The following is a 15,093-nucleotide window of genomic DNA, read 5'->3' on the forward strand; positions in this document are numbered from 1 at the left end:
GAAGGGTTAATCCGCTTGCTTAACGTCTTTCAGGTTAGCGAAGGCTTGTCCCATACGCGTTACAGCTTCGGCTTCGACACCTTCAGCAAAGGTCGCGATAGCATCTTTAGCAAACAACATCACCACAGTACTGCCTAACTTGAAGCGACCCATTTCTTCACCTTTGTCTAAGGTGATGGCATCGGGGCCTTGGGTTGGATATTCCCAAGTGAAGACTTGCTTACCTGTCGGCGGCGTGACTGTGCCTGCCCAGACGGTTTCGATACTGGCAACAATCGTTGCGCCAACCAATACCATGGCCAATGGACCTAATTCGGTTTCGAAAATCGCCACCACACGTTCGTTACGGGCAAAGAGACCGGGTACGTTTCTCGCCGTTAACGGATTTACCGAAAACAGTTCGCCAGGTACGTAAGTCATTTTTGATAACGTGCCTTTAATCGGCATGTGGATACGGTGATAGTCTTTAGGCGCCAGATAGATAGTCGCAAAATCACCGCCTTCGAAGCGTTTAGCATCTTCCGCTTGATCGCCAAGCAGGGTTAAGGATGAATAGTGGTGACCCTTAGCTTGGAAGATGCGGCCGTTTTTAATCGGGCCTAATTGGCTTACGGCGCCATCGACGGGATGCACCATGATATCGGCGTCCATGTCTAACGGACGAATACCGGGTTTAAGGGCGCGGGTAAAAAAGGCATTAAAGCTTTTATAGGCTTCAGGCTCACTCTGCGCCGCTTCGCTCATATCAATTTTATATTGCTTGATAAACCACTTGATAGCGGCCGTGGTTAACGCGCCCGCTTCGGCGGCGGCGAGTTTACCCACTAAACGAGATAATAAGTGTTTCGGCAGCATGTACTGCAGCGCAATTTTGACTTTATCCAATTTTAATTCCTTTTCTTACTGCTCAATCTTTGCTGAGACTGTTGTTATTTATCAATAAGTCGCTATTCGTCAGTGGCCGCACGGAAATGGCGGGCATGACGTTGTTCATCTAAGCTGGCGATAATTTTATGGTAATTATGAAAGCGATCTGCGCTGATTTTACCTTGGCTCAGGGCTTCTTGCAGTGCACAGCCGGGATCGTCACCGTGTTTACAATCGCGGAACTTACACGCGCCAAGATACTCGCGAAACTCGATAAAACACCAGCCCACACGTTGTGCTGGAAGATGCCATAGGGCGAATTCGCGCACGCCTGGGGAGTCGATTAAATCGCCGCCACTAGGTAAGTGCAACAGTTTGGCTGTGGTGGTGGTGTGCTGACCTAAACCTGAGTTATCGGAAACATCACCAATCACCAGTTCGGCATCGGGTAATAGGGCATTGATGATCGATGACTTACCCACACCAGATTGGCCGGCAAATACGCTGACTTTATCTTTGAGTATGTCTTTGATGGTATCGATACCATCACCTAACTTACTGCTGACCTTATAAACCGGATAGCCAATATCTTTATAGCGCTGCAGCGCTTCATCGATTGCCTGCGCTTCATCGGGGTTGAGCAGGTCAATTTTATTCAAAATGATGATAGGCGGAATATCGGTATCTTCGGCAGCCACTAAATAACGATCGATGATCTGGGTGGTAAAGCTGGGTAATACCGAGGACACAATCAAAATTTGGTCGATATTCGAGGCGATGATTTTCACGCCATCGTATAAATCTGGGCGTGTAAGTGATGAGCGACGTGGGTGAACGGCTTCAACAATACCTGCGATGCCGCTATTGGCTTGGCTCTCAATGGCTAAGCGTACGATCACTTTATCGCCAGTGACTAAACTGGTGACGGCACGGCGAATATTACAGCGCACAACTTGGCCGCTTTCGGTTTCTATGTCGGCATGTTGGCCAAAACGAGAAATCACAGTACCGGGCTGTTCTTGCCCCAGTGAACTATCCTGTAACTCTGGCGTATTTTTTTCGCCACTGTCACGATTGAGTCGCTTCTCGTGATTAGCACGCATACGGCGTAATTGACCTTGGCTTAGGGGTTTCTTTTTACTCACTGATTCGTCTTCGTCAATTAGGTGATTTTTTGTGTCGGAAAAAAGCAGTATGATACACGCTCTTGAATAAAAAAGCCTGAATTTAGGCTAACTGACATGATAAGGCTGATTTATGACGGCAGATGTAAATAATCTCATTTGGATCGATTTGGAAATGACAGGGTTAGAGCCCGACGTCGACAGGATCATTGAAATTGCCACTTTAGTGACAGATCAAGAACTCAATATTATCGGTCAAGGTCCGGTTATCGCGATTCATCAATCGGATGACGTGCTGGCCGCTATGGATGATTGGAATCAAAAACACCATGGTGAGTCAGGGTTGATTGACCGCGTTCGTGCTAGTCAAGAAACCGAAGCGCAAGCCGTGGCTAAGACGATTGCCTTCTTAGAACAGTATGTTCCTAAGGGCGCTTCTCCAATGTGTGGTAACAGTATTGGCCAAGATAGACGCTTCTTAAATCGTTATATGCGCGAGCTGGAAGATTATTTCCACTACCGCAATGTGGATGTCAGTACGATTAAAGAGCTAGTGAAGCGTTGGAGCCCAGAAACTATGGCGGGCTTTAAGAAGCAAAACACTCACCAAGCACTGCAGGATATCCAAGAGTCGATCGCTGAATTGCAGTATTATCGCAGCAAAGTATTTAAAATTTGACCGATCAGTAGATAAATATGCAAGAAGGGGTTGCAGCCGCATGAATTTTTCATATAATGCGGCCTCAACTTTTTGATGCGAACAGAGATGTACAGAGATGTACGGTCATTTAGATTGAATGCGAGATTAGCTCAGTTGATAAAGGTTGATAGGCGATACCTTTGTTAATGTTGAAGGCAAATAGTAGCAGCGATGCAAAAGGCGACATTAGCTCAGTTGATAAAGGTTGATAGACGATACCTTTGTCAATGTTGAAGGAAAATGTAGCAGCGATACAAAAGGCGACATTAGCTCAGTTGGTAGAGCGATACCTTGCCAAGGTATAGGTCATCGGTTCGAACCCGATATGTCGCTCCAAATTAAAATTTAGTGATTTGCCAAATCATTAATACAGATTATGCGACATTAGCTCAGTTGACAAAGGTAGATAGACGATACCTTTTTGAATGTTGAAGGCTGATGTGACAGCGATAATTATGCGACATTAGCTCAGTTGGTAGAGCGATACCTTGCCAAGGTATAGGTCATCGGTTCGAACCCGATATGTCGCTCCAAATTCTAGACTGTCACAGTCTTAAAATGTGAAATGCGACATTAGCTCAGTTGATAAAGGTAGATAGACGATACCTTTGTTAATGTTGAAGGCAAATGTGGCAGCGATACAAAAAGCGACATTAGCTCAGTTGGTAGAGCGATACCTTGCCAAGGTATAGGTCATCGGTTCGAACCCGATATGTCGCTCCAAATTAAAACTTAGTGATTTACCAAATCATTAATACAGATTATGCGACATTAGCTCAGTTGATAAAGGTTGATAGACGATACCTTTTTGAATGTTGAAGGCTGATGTGACAGCGATAATTATGCGACATTAGCTCAGTTGGTAGAGCGATACCTTGCCAAGGTATAGGTCATCGGTTCGAACCCGATATGTCGCTCCAATTTCCTAAATATTCCACTATCACATGACTAAGTTGACATTAGCTCAGTTGTGATTCTGATATGGCGATACCTTTCTTTTTCAAGGTATAGCTCATCTATTCCTTTCTTGATTAACTACTATCCACTGCAAACCCTCTATCTTTGATTCATCATGCACAACCAAAGACTTACTCCAACCTTTTAGGCTAAGTGTTTTGAGATCTCTTTTGGCTTTTCTCTCTTATACAAAACAGTTTGATAGGATTTAGATGCGTGATCTGTAGCGTGTTTCTTCAAGTTTTCCTAAATTAGATAGCTTCGCGAAAGTTAAATTATGACCTTGTTCAAATATTCGTAACGCTTTTACTCACATAATGAAGCTAGACAAAATTAATAGCGCCAAGTAGTTGGCCTGACAGTGGAGTGCATTATATGCGTATTCAACAATTACGTGATCTACTTGAGTATGTGGCACATTGCCGCTTAGATATGGCGCAACTCTATGGCCGACTCAACAATCAAGCTGACTCGGCTCGTGTGAAAATGATGCTGGATTATTTTGAGTCACATCAAAAAACCATGGCAGAGAAACTGCGCGATTATATAGAAGAAGCACCACATCGTATTCTTGATACTTGGTACAAAGACTTCACCTTTGAAGACTTTACCAAGCGTTGCCAAGATACTATGTTGCCCGCGAACATGAATGAAGACGATGTGCTCAACTTGCACTTAGACTTAGAAAATCGTCTGATTGGTTTGTTAGAAAAAACGGTTAACTCAACCACTGCCGAAGATGCGCGTAATGCACTAGCCAACTTGATCCGAGTAGAGAAAACTCAGCAACAACGTTTGGTCCACAGCACGATTCGGATGGACGATATCTAAACCGTCATCGCTTCTCAATTCCCAAAGCCAGCCTAGTGCTGGCTTTTGTCTTTGTGTCATCGGTGTATCGACGACTTTTGCGCTACTTTGCTCCATTTGGGCGGGTATCTGCGCTTGAACTGATTTACGTCATGATTTCCCGATCCGATTCTTGCTACTTTCTTGATCTATTAGCTGATTTTTTTATCGGCCTTGCTCAATGCTGCCAAGACTCCTATGGTGAGGTAACTCATTGTGGAATGAAGTCGTTGGCGTCTAAGGAGATCCTTCATGGCACAAGATCTATCGCAATTTCCCAAGGCCTTATTTACCCAAGCACAAGTTCGCCAAGCTGAACTGAGTGCTGTGTCGCAGGGAGCCTCTAGCCTCTATGAATTGGTCGAGCGTGCTGGCGCGGCGGCTTTTGAATGTTTAACAAAACATAACCCCAATGCCTCTTCTGTATTTATCCTCGCTGGCAGCGGTAACAATGGTGCCGATGCCTTAGTGTGCGCTCGTTTAGCCCTTGCCAGTGATATGGCCGTTTCAGTGATGATGACGTCAGCGGCAGGCACGCCTGAGTGTCAGCAAGCATTGGCCCATTATCTTAAAGACGGTGGAGAGTTACTGCCGAAAGCCGTTGCGCCCATTCTTGCGGCCAAAATCATCGTCGATGGTTTACTCGGCACAGGTGTGCGAGATGCGGTGCGCGACGATATGGCTGAGTATATTTGCGCCATCAATGACAATGCAGCTTGGGTATTGAGCCTTGATTTACCGTCTGGAGTGATTGCCGATACCGGCGCTGTGGCGGGTGTTGCTGTGATGGCGGATGTCACCTTGTGTTTTGGTGGCTGGAAGCAAGGTTTGTTAACGGGTAAGGCGCGGCATTACAGCGGCGAACTTGAATTTGCCGCTTTAGGATTAACACCTTTCTTCGCTGAAGCGAGTGCACAAAGAGTCGGAAAAGAGACGCTTAAAGATTACTTTGCCGCCAGAGCGCGCGATAGCCATAAAGGCCAGTCGGGTAAGGTCACTGTTATCGGTGGTGATATGGGCATGGCTGGCGCCGTGCGACTGGCCAGTGAGGCATGTTTGCGTGCCGGTGCTGGGTTAGTCACAGTGATCAGTCGACCTGAGCATCAATTGACTGTGAATGTTTCCCGTCCTGAATTGATGTTCTGGGGTTGTGACTTAGTCGATATGGAAGTGTATCTGCGTCTTGGTTGGGCGCAGGTTATCGTGCTTGGCCCTGGTTTAGGTAAGCATGACTGGGGCTATAACTTGTTTAAAGCCGTGGGCTTAAGCGATAAACCCTGTGTTTTGGATGCCGATGCCTTAAATCTATTGAGCAATGAACCGCGCCAGCAAACCAATTGGGTGCTAACACCGCATCCGGGTGAGGCGGCGCGTTTACTCGGTTGCTCTGTGGCAGAAATTGAGCAGGATAGGTTTGCGGCAGTGCGGGCTATACAGCAAAAGTACGGCGGTGTTGTGTTGCTAAAAGGCGCTGGAACCGTCATTTTTGATGGCAAACAAATGGTTGTTACGCCTGTTGGTAATCCTGGGCTTGCCAGTGGTGGGTGTGGTGATGTGTTATCTGGTATTATAGGCGCGCTCATGGCTCAAGGAATGGATAACATGCAAGCGACTGTGCTGGGTGTTGTTGTACATGGTTGCGCCGCCGATCTTGCGGCAATACAGGGAGAACGTGGCATGTTAGCGAGCGATTTAATGCCTTTTATTCGCCAATTAGTGAATAGTGATTTACTCTAGGCGGTATGTGAGACTCAAGCGGGGCTGGACTTTGTTCTGTGCCCTGTGCCTTTTTAGGCTTGAGTCGCTTCTCCATCAATAACAGCAGTGATATAAGCGGATATGACAGAGTTAACTTTTTTCTTAGACAACGAAGACGACACTATTGCGGTTGGGCAAAAATTAGCCCGCCATGTCCAAGCGCCTTTGACTCTGTATCTTACGGGTGATTTAGGTGCCGGTAAAACGACGCTGAGTCGCGGCTTAATTCAAGGTTTAGGTCATAAAGGAGCCGTTAAAAGCCCGACTTACACTTTAGTTGAACCATATGAGCTGGATGGTGTCGAAGTTTATCATTTTGATTTGTATCGTTTAAACGATCCAGAAGAACTCGAGTTTATGGGTATTCGTGATTATTTCACGGATAAGAGTCTGTGCATTGTTGAATGGCCAGATAAGGGAGAGGGTTTATTGCCCGATGCCGATGTCCATATGCATTTAAGTTATCAAAATAGTGGGCGTGAAATACGCATAGAGGCCTTGTCAGAGCTAGGTGAAAAGTTATTAAAAGCGATAAAATAAAAACTAAAATGATAAAAAATAACCCCTTTTTTCAAATTATTATTCTTTCTTTATGTTCTTTTTTATCTGTGACGGCCCATGCGGCTAATCAGTTAGAAAGCGTACGTATTTGGGCTGCGCCTGAGTCAACTCGAATCGTGTTTGATTTAAGTGAAGCGCCAGATTACACCTATTTCTCTTTAGATGGCCCTAATCGCTTAGTGGTGGATTTAAAAAAGTCCGCCACTAAAGTTGCGCTTAAAAATCTTGAAAACAATAGTAAGTTAGTCAAGGGCGTGCGAGTCAGTAAGTCGCCGACTAAGGGCGATTTGCGCTTAGTCATAGATTTGGTGAAGCCACTGAATGCGAGCTTGTTTTCGTTGCCCGTAACTGCGCCCTATGGCAATCGTCTCGTGGTTGATTTAGAAGATAAAACCTTAACAACCGCCACCGCAGTTGTGTCATCTACCCCTGTTAAAACGGTTACTCAAGCGGCAAAGTCATCCCGTGACATTGTGATTGCTATCGATGCGGGCCATGGTGGCGACGATCCCGGCTCCATTGGCCCTTCGGGCGTTTATGAAAAAAAGGTGGCCCTGGAAATCGCCAGACGTGTTTCGAGTAAAATCAATGACACGCCCGGCATGCGCGCTGTGATGATCCGTACCGGCGATTATTTTGTGAATCTGAATAAGCGCTCTGAGTTGGCCCGTAACAGTAAGGCCGATCTGCTCATTTCTATCCATGCCGATGCTTTTACATCACCCAATCCGCGCGGGGCCTCTGTGTGGGTATTATCTATGCGTCGTGCTAACAGTGAAATTGGCCGTTGGTTAGAGCAAAAAGAAAAACATTCTGAGTTGCTGGGCGGCGCGGGTGAGATTATCCAAAATACGGATAATGAACAGTATCTTGCAATGACCTTGCTCGATATGTCGATGAACAGTTCGATGGCCATTGGTCATTCAGTTGCGGGCGATATTCTTAAGGATTTAGGCAGCGTGACTGAATTGCATAAGAGTCGCCCAGAATCGGCGAGTTTAGCTGTGCTGAAATCACCGGATATTCCTTCTATCTTGGTGGAAACGGGCTTTATTTCGAATCCGAAAGAAGAGCGTTTGCTGTCGAGTAGCCGCCATCAAGAAAACATCGCTAATGCTATCTACAAGGGTGTGAGTCGTTACTATCACAATAATCCGCCGGCGGATACCTTGCTTGCCCAGCGAGGCGGCGCAAGCTCTAGCAGTACTAAATCGACAAAAGAGAGAACGCCAACCGCTTATGTGGGAAGTTCAACGGCATCGAATGTCAAACATAAAGTCAGTCGTGGTGAGTCTTTATCAGCCATTGCGCAGCGTTACCGTGTGCCTATGTCTAGCATCAAACAAGCGAATGGGATGAAGTCCGATGTGGTGCAGTTAGGACAAACGTTAGTCATACCCCAGAGTTAAATAGGAAAGCATGATGGGCATTCAGATCCTGCCACCGCAATTAGCCAACCAAATTGCGGCGGGGGAAGTGGTTGAGAGACCCGCTTCCGTAGTCAAAGAATTGGTCGAGAATAGCCTCGACGCAGGAGCGAGCCGAGTCGATATTGAAATCGATAAAGGCGGCAGCAAGCTGATTAAAATTCGCGATAACGGCTCTGGCATACCCAAAGATGAACTCGCATTGGCCTTATCGCGCCATGCGACTTCAAAGTTGCACACCTTAGACGATCTTGAAGCTATCCTCAGTTTTGGTTTCCGTGGTGAAGCGTTAGCCAGTATCAGCTCAGTCTCACGCTTAACGTTGACGTCGCGAACTGCAGATCAAACCGAAGCATGGCAAGCCCATGCCGAAGGTGCCGACATGGCGGTTAAAGTCATGCCCGCCGCGCATCCTGTTGGTTCGACGATTGAAGTGGTGGATTTATTCTTTAATACGCCGGCTCGCAGACGCTTTTTAAAGAGCGATAAAACCGAATTTACCCATATTGATGAATGGTTAAAGCGCATTGCATTAGTGCGCGGCGATATCCATTTTACACTGACCCATAACGGCAAGACGGTACGCAATTATCGTCCCGCCATGAATGAAGCCCAGTATTTACAACGTTTGACGCAAGTAAGTGGTCGCCCATTTGCTGAGCAAGCGCTTAAGATTGAATGTCAACACGATGATTTGCGCCTCAGTGGTTATTTACAGTCACCTTGGTCGCCGGTGATTACTGATACCCATTATTTTTATGTCAACGGACGGCTTATCCGTGACCGCTTAGTCAATCATGCTGTGCGCCAAGCCTTTGCCCAAAAAGCAGAACTGGAGCAACCCGGTTATGTGTTGATGTTGGATATCGATCCCCATCAAGTGGATGTAAACGTGCATCCTGCTAAACATGAGGTACGATTCCATCAGAGTCGCTATGTGCATGATTATATTTTGCAGGCACTGCAATCGGCGCTGGAAGAAGCAGGGGAACTCAATGTCGTTCACTCTAGTTCCTTGGATGAAGTTGAAGATGTGTTTGTGGATGCTCCAACAAGCGCAGTTGGAATAGCTGCCCCTTTTGCACTTGGTGCTGATTCATTTGAGTCTGCTCAAGATGCAGTTTCCACTGCCGTTCAAGTAAAATCGGTCGGCGCAGGACGAGAAGGCGCCAGTTTTGGCACTCAAACCAATGCCTTTGGCAGCATGGCCACGCCAAGGGACAGTAGTCGCAGCAGTTATTCTGCAAGTGAATCTCGGCAACGTACTGAATTACCGTCAAAAGCGGCAATTGCAAGTTATGGTGCTTTATTGCAAACACCTTCTTACAGTGTAAAAGATCAAGATTATCAGCCATCTTTACCTATGCCTGCTATTTTAGATGGCCAATATTGGGTAATGGCGACGGCGGATAAACTGAGTCTATTGCCAATAAAATCAGTAGCATTGGCGACGCGTTGCCAAGAGATTGAGGCTAAGCTAGCGACCGGATTAATTGGTCAGCCTTTATTGATGCCAGTGTCTGTCGCGGCCGATGCGGATTGGCAGGCTGTGCTCGATGAACATGACACGCTAATCCGCCAGTTAGGTTTAGAACTAACAATTCGTTACCAGCAGTTGATTATTAAAAAAGTGCCCCCATATATCAGAGAGAGCCAGTTAGCCAAAGTGATCCCTGAGTGGTTACAATCGCTGCGTTTTGAAACACCTGCGCCAAGCGCATTGGCATTTTGGTTGGCAAAACACAGTTTAACGGGATTCGTTTCGGCGCCAGAAATTTGGGCAGCATTTTCGCAGTTAGCTGACGAGAAAAAACAGCTTATTGCCAACAAAGCAATATCATTACCTTGGCAATCGTGGCTAGAAGAGCAAGCAAGTGAATAAAGAATTACAGCCTAATGTGATATTTTTGATGGGGCCAACGGCCTCAGGCAAAACTGCTTTAGCATTAGAATTGGCCGAAAAGCATAACTGCGAAATCATTTCGGTCGATTCAGCATTAATTTATCGCGGTATGGACATTGGCAGCGCCAAGCCTTCAGCCGACGAATTGGCCCGTGGGCCACATAGATTGATCGACATTCGCGATCCTAGCGAAAGTTATTCGGCAGCCGACTTTAGAGCCGATGCGATAGCCGAGATAGAACAGATTGTCAGCATGGGTAAAACGCCAGTATTAGTTGGCGGAACCATGATGTATTTCAAAGCGTTACTCGAAGGTTTATCACCTTTGCCGAGTGCGGACGAGGCCATTAGAGCCGAGATCCAAGCTGAGGCGGATGAAAAGGGATGGGAAGCACTGCATGACCAATTAAGGGAGATAGATCCCGTGTCGGCAGAAAGAATTCATCCTAATGATCCACAAAGACTTTCAAGAGCGCTGGAAGTCTATAGAATAAGCGGCAAGAGTATGACTGAGCTTACTCAGACCAAATCTGCTCCCTTGCCCTATGATGTAGTGCAGTTTGCTATTGCACCGCGTGAGCGCAAAGTGTTACATGACTTAATTGCGCAACGTTTTGCGATTATGCTCAAACAGGGCTTCCTTGAGGAAGTCACGGAGCTGAAAGCCCGTGGAGACCTGCATTTAGACTTGCCTTCAATGCGTTGTGTGGGTTATCGACAGTGCTGGCAATATCTCGATGGTGAGTTTGACTATGATACTATGGTCGAAAAAGCGGTTGCTGCTACTAGGCAATTGGCTAAGCGTCAATTAACATGGTTGCGCAGTTGGCCAGAGTTGAATTGGCTCGAAAGTGGTGCTGAGGGGAATTTAGTTACACTTATGCGTCAATGCCGCTAGCTTATTAGCCCTTGCTGTATAATACTAAAACTAAACAAAAAACTATCACTGATATCGATTTATTTTATATAAATTAAAAAGGAAATAATAAAATGGCTAAGGGGCAATCTTTACAAGACCCATTTTTGAACGCATTGCGTCGCGAGCGCGTTCCTGTATCAATTTACTTGGTGAACGGCATTAAACTCCAAGGACAGGTAGAGTCTTTTGATCAATTTGTCATTCTGTTGAAAAACACAGTGAGCCAAATGGTTTATAAACACGCTATTTCTACTGTCGTGCCAGCACGCCCATTCAACGTTACTGGTCACCAAAATGCCCAAGGCGGATATGGTGCTCAAGATGATGCGCCTAGTGGCGAATAAGTTTTATCTAAGGAGTTTACTTCTTGTTTGATCGTTATGAGGCGGGAGAAACTGCGGTTCTTGTCCATATCGACTTTTCCGATGAGGAACGCCGAGAAGATTTAGTCGAGCTGCAGCTATTAGTAGAATCAGCTGGAGCCCGATCAGTCGGGGTGATTACTGGAAGTCGACGTTCGCCGGATCGCAAATTTTTTGTGGGTTCTGGTAAAGCTGAAGAGTTAGCCGCATTAGTGGCGGCGACCGAAGCCAATGTGGTGATTTTTAATCATGCATTGAGTCCAGCCCAAGAGCGTAATCTTGAGCAAGTGTGTCAATGTCGAGTACTCGACCGTACGACGCTTATTCTCGATATTTTTGCTCAAAGAGCGCGAACTCACGAAGGTAAGTTGCAGGTGGAGCTAGCGCAATTGCGCCATATGTCGACTCGCCTGATCCGTGGTTGGACGCATCTTGAAAGGCAAAAAGGTGGTATTGGTTTACGTGGTCCAGGGGAAACCCAGCTCGAAACCGATAGACGTTTGCTCAGAGGACGGATTAAAAATATCAACAAACGCTTAGAGCGAGTTGATAAACAACGTGAACAGAGTAGACGTGCACGTAAGCGCAGTGATTTGTCGACAGTATCATTAGTCGGCTACACCAACGCCGGTAAATCAACGCTGTTTAATGCCTTAACATCTTCCGATGTTTATGCAGCAGATCAGCTGTTTGCCACACTCGATCCCACGTTAAGAAAGTTAGATTTACCCGATGGTGCCGTGATACTCGCGGATACAGTAGGGTTTATTCGTCATTTGCCCCATGATCTCGTTGCTGCATTTAAGGCGACTTTACAAGAGACAAGGCAAGCTGAGTTACTACTGCACATTGTTGATTGTGCAGATGAAAACATGGCGGATAATTTTGATCAGGTTCAATCTGTACTGAAAGACATCGAAGCCGATGAAGTCATGCAACTCGTGGTATGTAACAAAATCGATTTACTCGAGGATGTAACCCCAAGAATTGAATATAACGACATAGGCAAACCCGTTCGAGTTTGGGTTTCAGCACAGAAGCGTTTGGGATTTGATTTGCTATTGAAAGCCATCACTGAGCTTATCGGTGAGGTGATTAAAGAGCTAACACTAAGAATTCCGGCAACTGCTGGACATTATCTTGGCCAGTTTTATCGACTGGATGCGATACAGCAGAAAGAGTACGACGATCTGGGGAACTGTATTTTGTCTGTTCGTTTATCGGACGCCGATTGGCGCCGATTAGCTAAACAGAGTCAGGGTGAGTTAGAAACCTTCATCTACGAAGATTCGATAGATGAGGCTGTTTGTTAATAATCTAATTTATTTCATCCACTTATGGAGTGCTAAATGGCTTGGAACGAGCCCGGTAACAAGGGTAATGATCCTTGGGGAAATAAAGGTGGTAACGACAAAGGACCACCGGACCTTGACGAGGTTTTTCGTAATCTTTCAAAGCGCTTTGGCGGCAAAGGAAATGGCTCAGGCCAATCTTTTAGTTCGTTTAGCCTAATCATCATTCTTGCTGTTGCTTTGGTTGTTTGGGGACTTTCGGGTTTTTATACAATTAAAGAAGCGGAGCGTGGTGTGGCACTGCGATTTGGTCAACATAATGGCGAAATAGGACCAGGTCTTCATTGGAAAGCGACTTTCATTGACCAAATTTATCCCGTTGACATTCAATCGGTTCGCTCTATTCCTGCGTCTGGTAGCATGCTGACATCCGATGAAAACGTCGTGAAAGTTGAGCTTGATGTGCAGTATCGTATTTTAGATGCTTACTCATATCTGTTCAGTGCCGTCGATGCGAACGCCAGTTTGCGTGAAGCGACCGACAGTGCATTGCGTTATGTCATCGGACATAACAAGATGGATGATATTCTGACTACTGGCCGTGATGCTATCCGTCGCGATACGTGGAAAGAGTTAGAGCGCATTCTTGAGCCCTATAAATTGGGTCTGGCGATTGTCGATGTTAACTTCTTGCCGGCACGTCCGCCTGAAGAAGTGAAAGATGCCTTCGATGATGCGATTTCTGCCCAAGAAGATGAACAACGTTTTATTCGTGAAGCTGAAGCCTATGCCCGTGAGATTGAACCTAAAGCTCGTGGTGAAGTTGAACGTATGGCACAACAAGCGAATGCTTATAAAGAGCGTGAAGTCTTAGAGGCTCGCGGTAAAGTGGCTCGATTTGAGCTGTTATTACCTGAGTATCAAGCTGCGCCTGAAGTGACTCGCAAGCGTTTGTATCTCGATACAATGCAGCAAGTGATGACTGATACGAATAAAGTGCTGATTGATGCCAAAAACAACGGCAACTTAATGTACCTACCGCTAGATAAGTTAATTCAGCAGAAGCCTGCGACAATTGAGCTGGAAGCTAAGCCACAGCAAAATGTCAATTCTTCATCTGTATCAACGACTCGCGCGAATGAGCCTTTGAGTGGACGTCCATCCCGCGATGATCGTACTCGCCAAGGGAGGGAGTAATCCATGGGTAGATTAAGCGTTATTCTTATCGCCGTACTTTTAGGTATTGGTTTGTCATCTTTAATGGTGGTGAATGAAGGCGAGCGCGCAATTGTGGCGCGTTTCGGTGAAATTTTAAAAGACAATGTGGATGGCAAGCAAGTCACTCGCGTCTATGGTCCAGGTTTACACGTTAAAGTACCTGTGATCGATAAAGTAAAATTACTCGATGCCCGTATTCAAACACTTGATGGTGCTGCGGATCGTTTTGTAACTTCAGAGAAGAAAGACCTTATGGTCGATTCTTATGTGAAGTGGCGTATTTTGGATTTCGAAAAATATTACCTGTCTACAAATGGTGGTATTAAATCGAATGCTGAATCGCTTTTACAACGTAAGATCAACAACGATTTACGAACTGAGTTTGGTCGCCGCACAATCAAAGAGATTGTCTCTGGTAAGCGTGATGAGTTACAGAATGATGCATTGGAAAATGCTTCAGAAAGCGCTAAAGACTTAGGTATTGAAGTTGTCGATGTGCGTGTAAAGCAAATCAATTTACCCGCTAACGTCAGTAACAGTATTTACCAACGTATGCGTGCTGAGCGTCAAGCTGTGGCAAAAGAGCATAGAGCACAAGGTAAAGAGCAATCTGAAATTATCCGTGCAACGATCGATGCTAATGTAACAGTGAAGATTGCTGAAGCTGAGCGTAAAGCCTTAACCATTCGTGGTGAAGGTGATGCATTAGCGGCTAAGATATATTCTGATGCTTATAGCAAAGATGCTGAATTTTTTAGCTTTGTTCGTAGCTTAGAAGCCTATCGTGCTAGTTTCTCAGGCAAGTCAGATATCATGGTATTAGAGCCTGATAGCGAGTTCTTCAAGTATATGAAGAGCACTTCACCCAAGAAGTAATACGTTAAAAGTGTTGATCTAATAGGCCCTGTTACCCAGGGCCTATTTTTTTATCTGGCGATTGTTAACTTAGATAGAAAAGTTAAGGCTAATTTATATTAGCGATGCATGCTTTATGCCGATGTCACAGACAAGATGCTCAAAAAACCTTCCAAATTGATTAAAACGGCTTAATAGTTGGGGCTTTTTTCGACTTTTTTCAAAAAACACGCAATCTCCCTAACTTACTTGCGTGTTTTCACTATGATCTGCTTCTAATTTTTAGCTATAATGAGCCCCG

At 45.6% G+C, this 15,093-nt stretch carries 13 protein-coding genes and 4 tRNA genes; 15 read left to right on the top strand and 2 right to left on the bottom strand.

Annotated features, from left to right (window positions below; all coding sequences use genetic code 11):
- Positions 1-6: 6 nt before the first annotated feature.
- Positions 7-885, bottom strand: coding sequence for an archaetidylserine decarboxylase (gene asd, locus Q4Q50_RS04500; protein ID WP_011845719.1), 879 nt, complete (start codon positions 883-885; stop codon positions 7-9).
- Between the two features lie 62 nt (positions 886-947).
- Positions 948-2,012: a small ribosomal subunit biogenesis GTPase RsgA gene (gene rsgA / locus Q4Q50_RS04505; protein WP_006080042.1), complete on the bottom strand. Its 1,065-nt coding sequence runs from the start codon at positions 2,010-2,012 to the stop codon at positions 948-950.
- Positions 2,013-2,124: 112 nt separating this feature from the next.
- On the opposite strand from rsgA, the gene orn reads away from it, so the two are divergent.
- The 15 genes from orn to hflC all read left to right on the top strand — a co-directional run bounded on the left by orn (position 2,125) and on the right by hflC (position 14,813).
- Positions 2,125-2,670 (top strand): oligoribonuclease, encoded by a 546-nt coding sequence (gene orn / locus Q4Q50_RS04510; protein WP_006080044.1) that lies wholly within the window; start codon positions 2,125-2,127, stop codon positions 2,668-2,670.
- Between the two features lie 281 nt (positions 2,671-2,951).
- Positions 2,952-3,027, top strand: a tRNA-Gly gene (locus Q4Q50_RS04515).
- Positions 3,028-3,148: 121 nt separating this feature from the next.
- Positions 3,149-3,224, top strand: a tRNA-Gly gene (locus Q4Q50_RS04520).
- 114 nt (positions 3,225-3,338) lie between these two features.
- Positions 3,339-3,414 (top strand) — tRNA-Gly (locus Q4Q50_RS04525).
- 121 nt (positions 3,415-3,535) lie between these two features.
- Positions 3,536-3,611: transfer RNA gene (locus Q4Q50_RS04530), tRNA-Gly, on the top strand.
- Between the two features lie 412 nt (positions 3,612-4,023).
- Positions 4,024-4,479 (top strand): hypothetical protein, encoded by a 456-nt coding sequence (locus Q4Q50_RS04535; RefSeq protein WP_311898579.1) that lies wholly within the window; start codon positions 4,024-4,026, stop codon positions 4,477-4,479.
- 270 nt (positions 4,480-4,749) lie between these two features.
- Positions 4,750-6,234: an NAD(P)H-hydrate dehydratase gene (locus Q4Q50_RS04540; protein WP_311898580.1), complete on the top strand. Its 1,485-nt coding sequence runs from the start codon at positions 4,750-4,752 to the stop codon at positions 6,232-6,234.
- Between the two features lie 102 nt (positions 6,235-6,336).
- On the top strand, positions 6,337-6,795 hold the full coding sequence (gene tsaE / locus Q4Q50_RS04545; RefSeq protein ID WP_106651688.1) for a tRNA (adenosine(37)-N6)-threonylcarbamoyltransferase complex ATPase subunit type 1 TsaE: 459 nt from the start codon (positions 6,337-6,339) through the stop codon (positions 6,793-6,795).
- A gap of 8 nt (positions 6,796-6,803) precedes the next feature.
- Positions 6,804-8,225, top strand: a complete 1,422-nt coding sequence (locus Q4Q50_RS04550) for an N-acetylmuramoyl-L-alanine amidase (protein ID WP_311898582.1) — start codon at positions 6,804-6,806, stop codon at positions 8,223-8,225.
- Between the two features lie 13 nt (positions 8,226-8,238).
- Positions 8,239-10,125: a DNA mismatch repair endonuclease MutL gene (gene mutL, locus Q4Q50_RS04555; RefSeq protein WP_371824968.1), complete on the top strand. Its 1,887-nt coding sequence runs from the start codon at positions 8,239-8,241 to the stop codon at positions 10,123-10,125.
- Positions 10,118-11,044, top strand: a complete 927-nt coding sequence (miaA, locus tag Q4Q50_RS04560) for a tRNA (adenosine(37)-N6)-dimethylallyltransferase MiaA (RefSeq protein ID WP_311898586.1) — start codon at positions 10,118-10,120, stop codon at positions 11,042-11,044. The genes mutL and miaA overlap by 8 nt, the downstream gene beginning before the upstream one ends.
- 92 nt (positions 11,045-11,136) lie before the next feature.
- Complete coding sequence (gene hfq / locus Q4Q50_RS04565) at positions 11,137-11,409, top strand: RNA chaperone Hfq (RefSeq protein ID WP_006084207.1); 273 nt, start codon at positions 11,137-11,139, stop codon at positions 11,407-11,409.
- Between the two features lie 23 nt (positions 11,410-11,432).
- Positions 11,433-12,740 (top strand): ribosome rescue GTPase HflX, encoded by a 1,308-nt coding sequence (gene hflX / locus Q4Q50_RS04570; RefSeq protein WP_106651684.1) that lies wholly within the window; start codon positions 11,433-11,435, stop codon positions 12,738-12,740.
- Between the two features lie 36 nt (positions 12,741-12,776).
- Positions 12,777-13,916: an FtsH protease activity modulator HflK gene (hflK, locus tag Q4Q50_RS04575; protein WP_106651683.1), complete on the top strand. Its 1,140-nt coding sequence runs from the start codon at positions 12,777-12,779 to the stop codon at positions 13,914-13,916.
- Positions 13,917-13,919: 3 nt separating this feature from the next.
- Complete coding sequence (gene hflC / locus Q4Q50_RS04580; RefSeq protein WP_311890132.1) at positions 13,920-14,813, top strand: protease modulator HflC; 894 nt, start codon at positions 13,920-13,922, stop codon at positions 14,811-14,813.
- Positions 14,814-15,093 lie beyond the last annotated feature (280 nt).

This window comes from Shewanella scandinavica, assembly GCF_031932065.1.
Lineage (GTDB): Bacteria > Pseudomonadota > Gammaproteobacteria > Enterobacterales > Shewanellaceae > Shewanella > Shewanella baltica.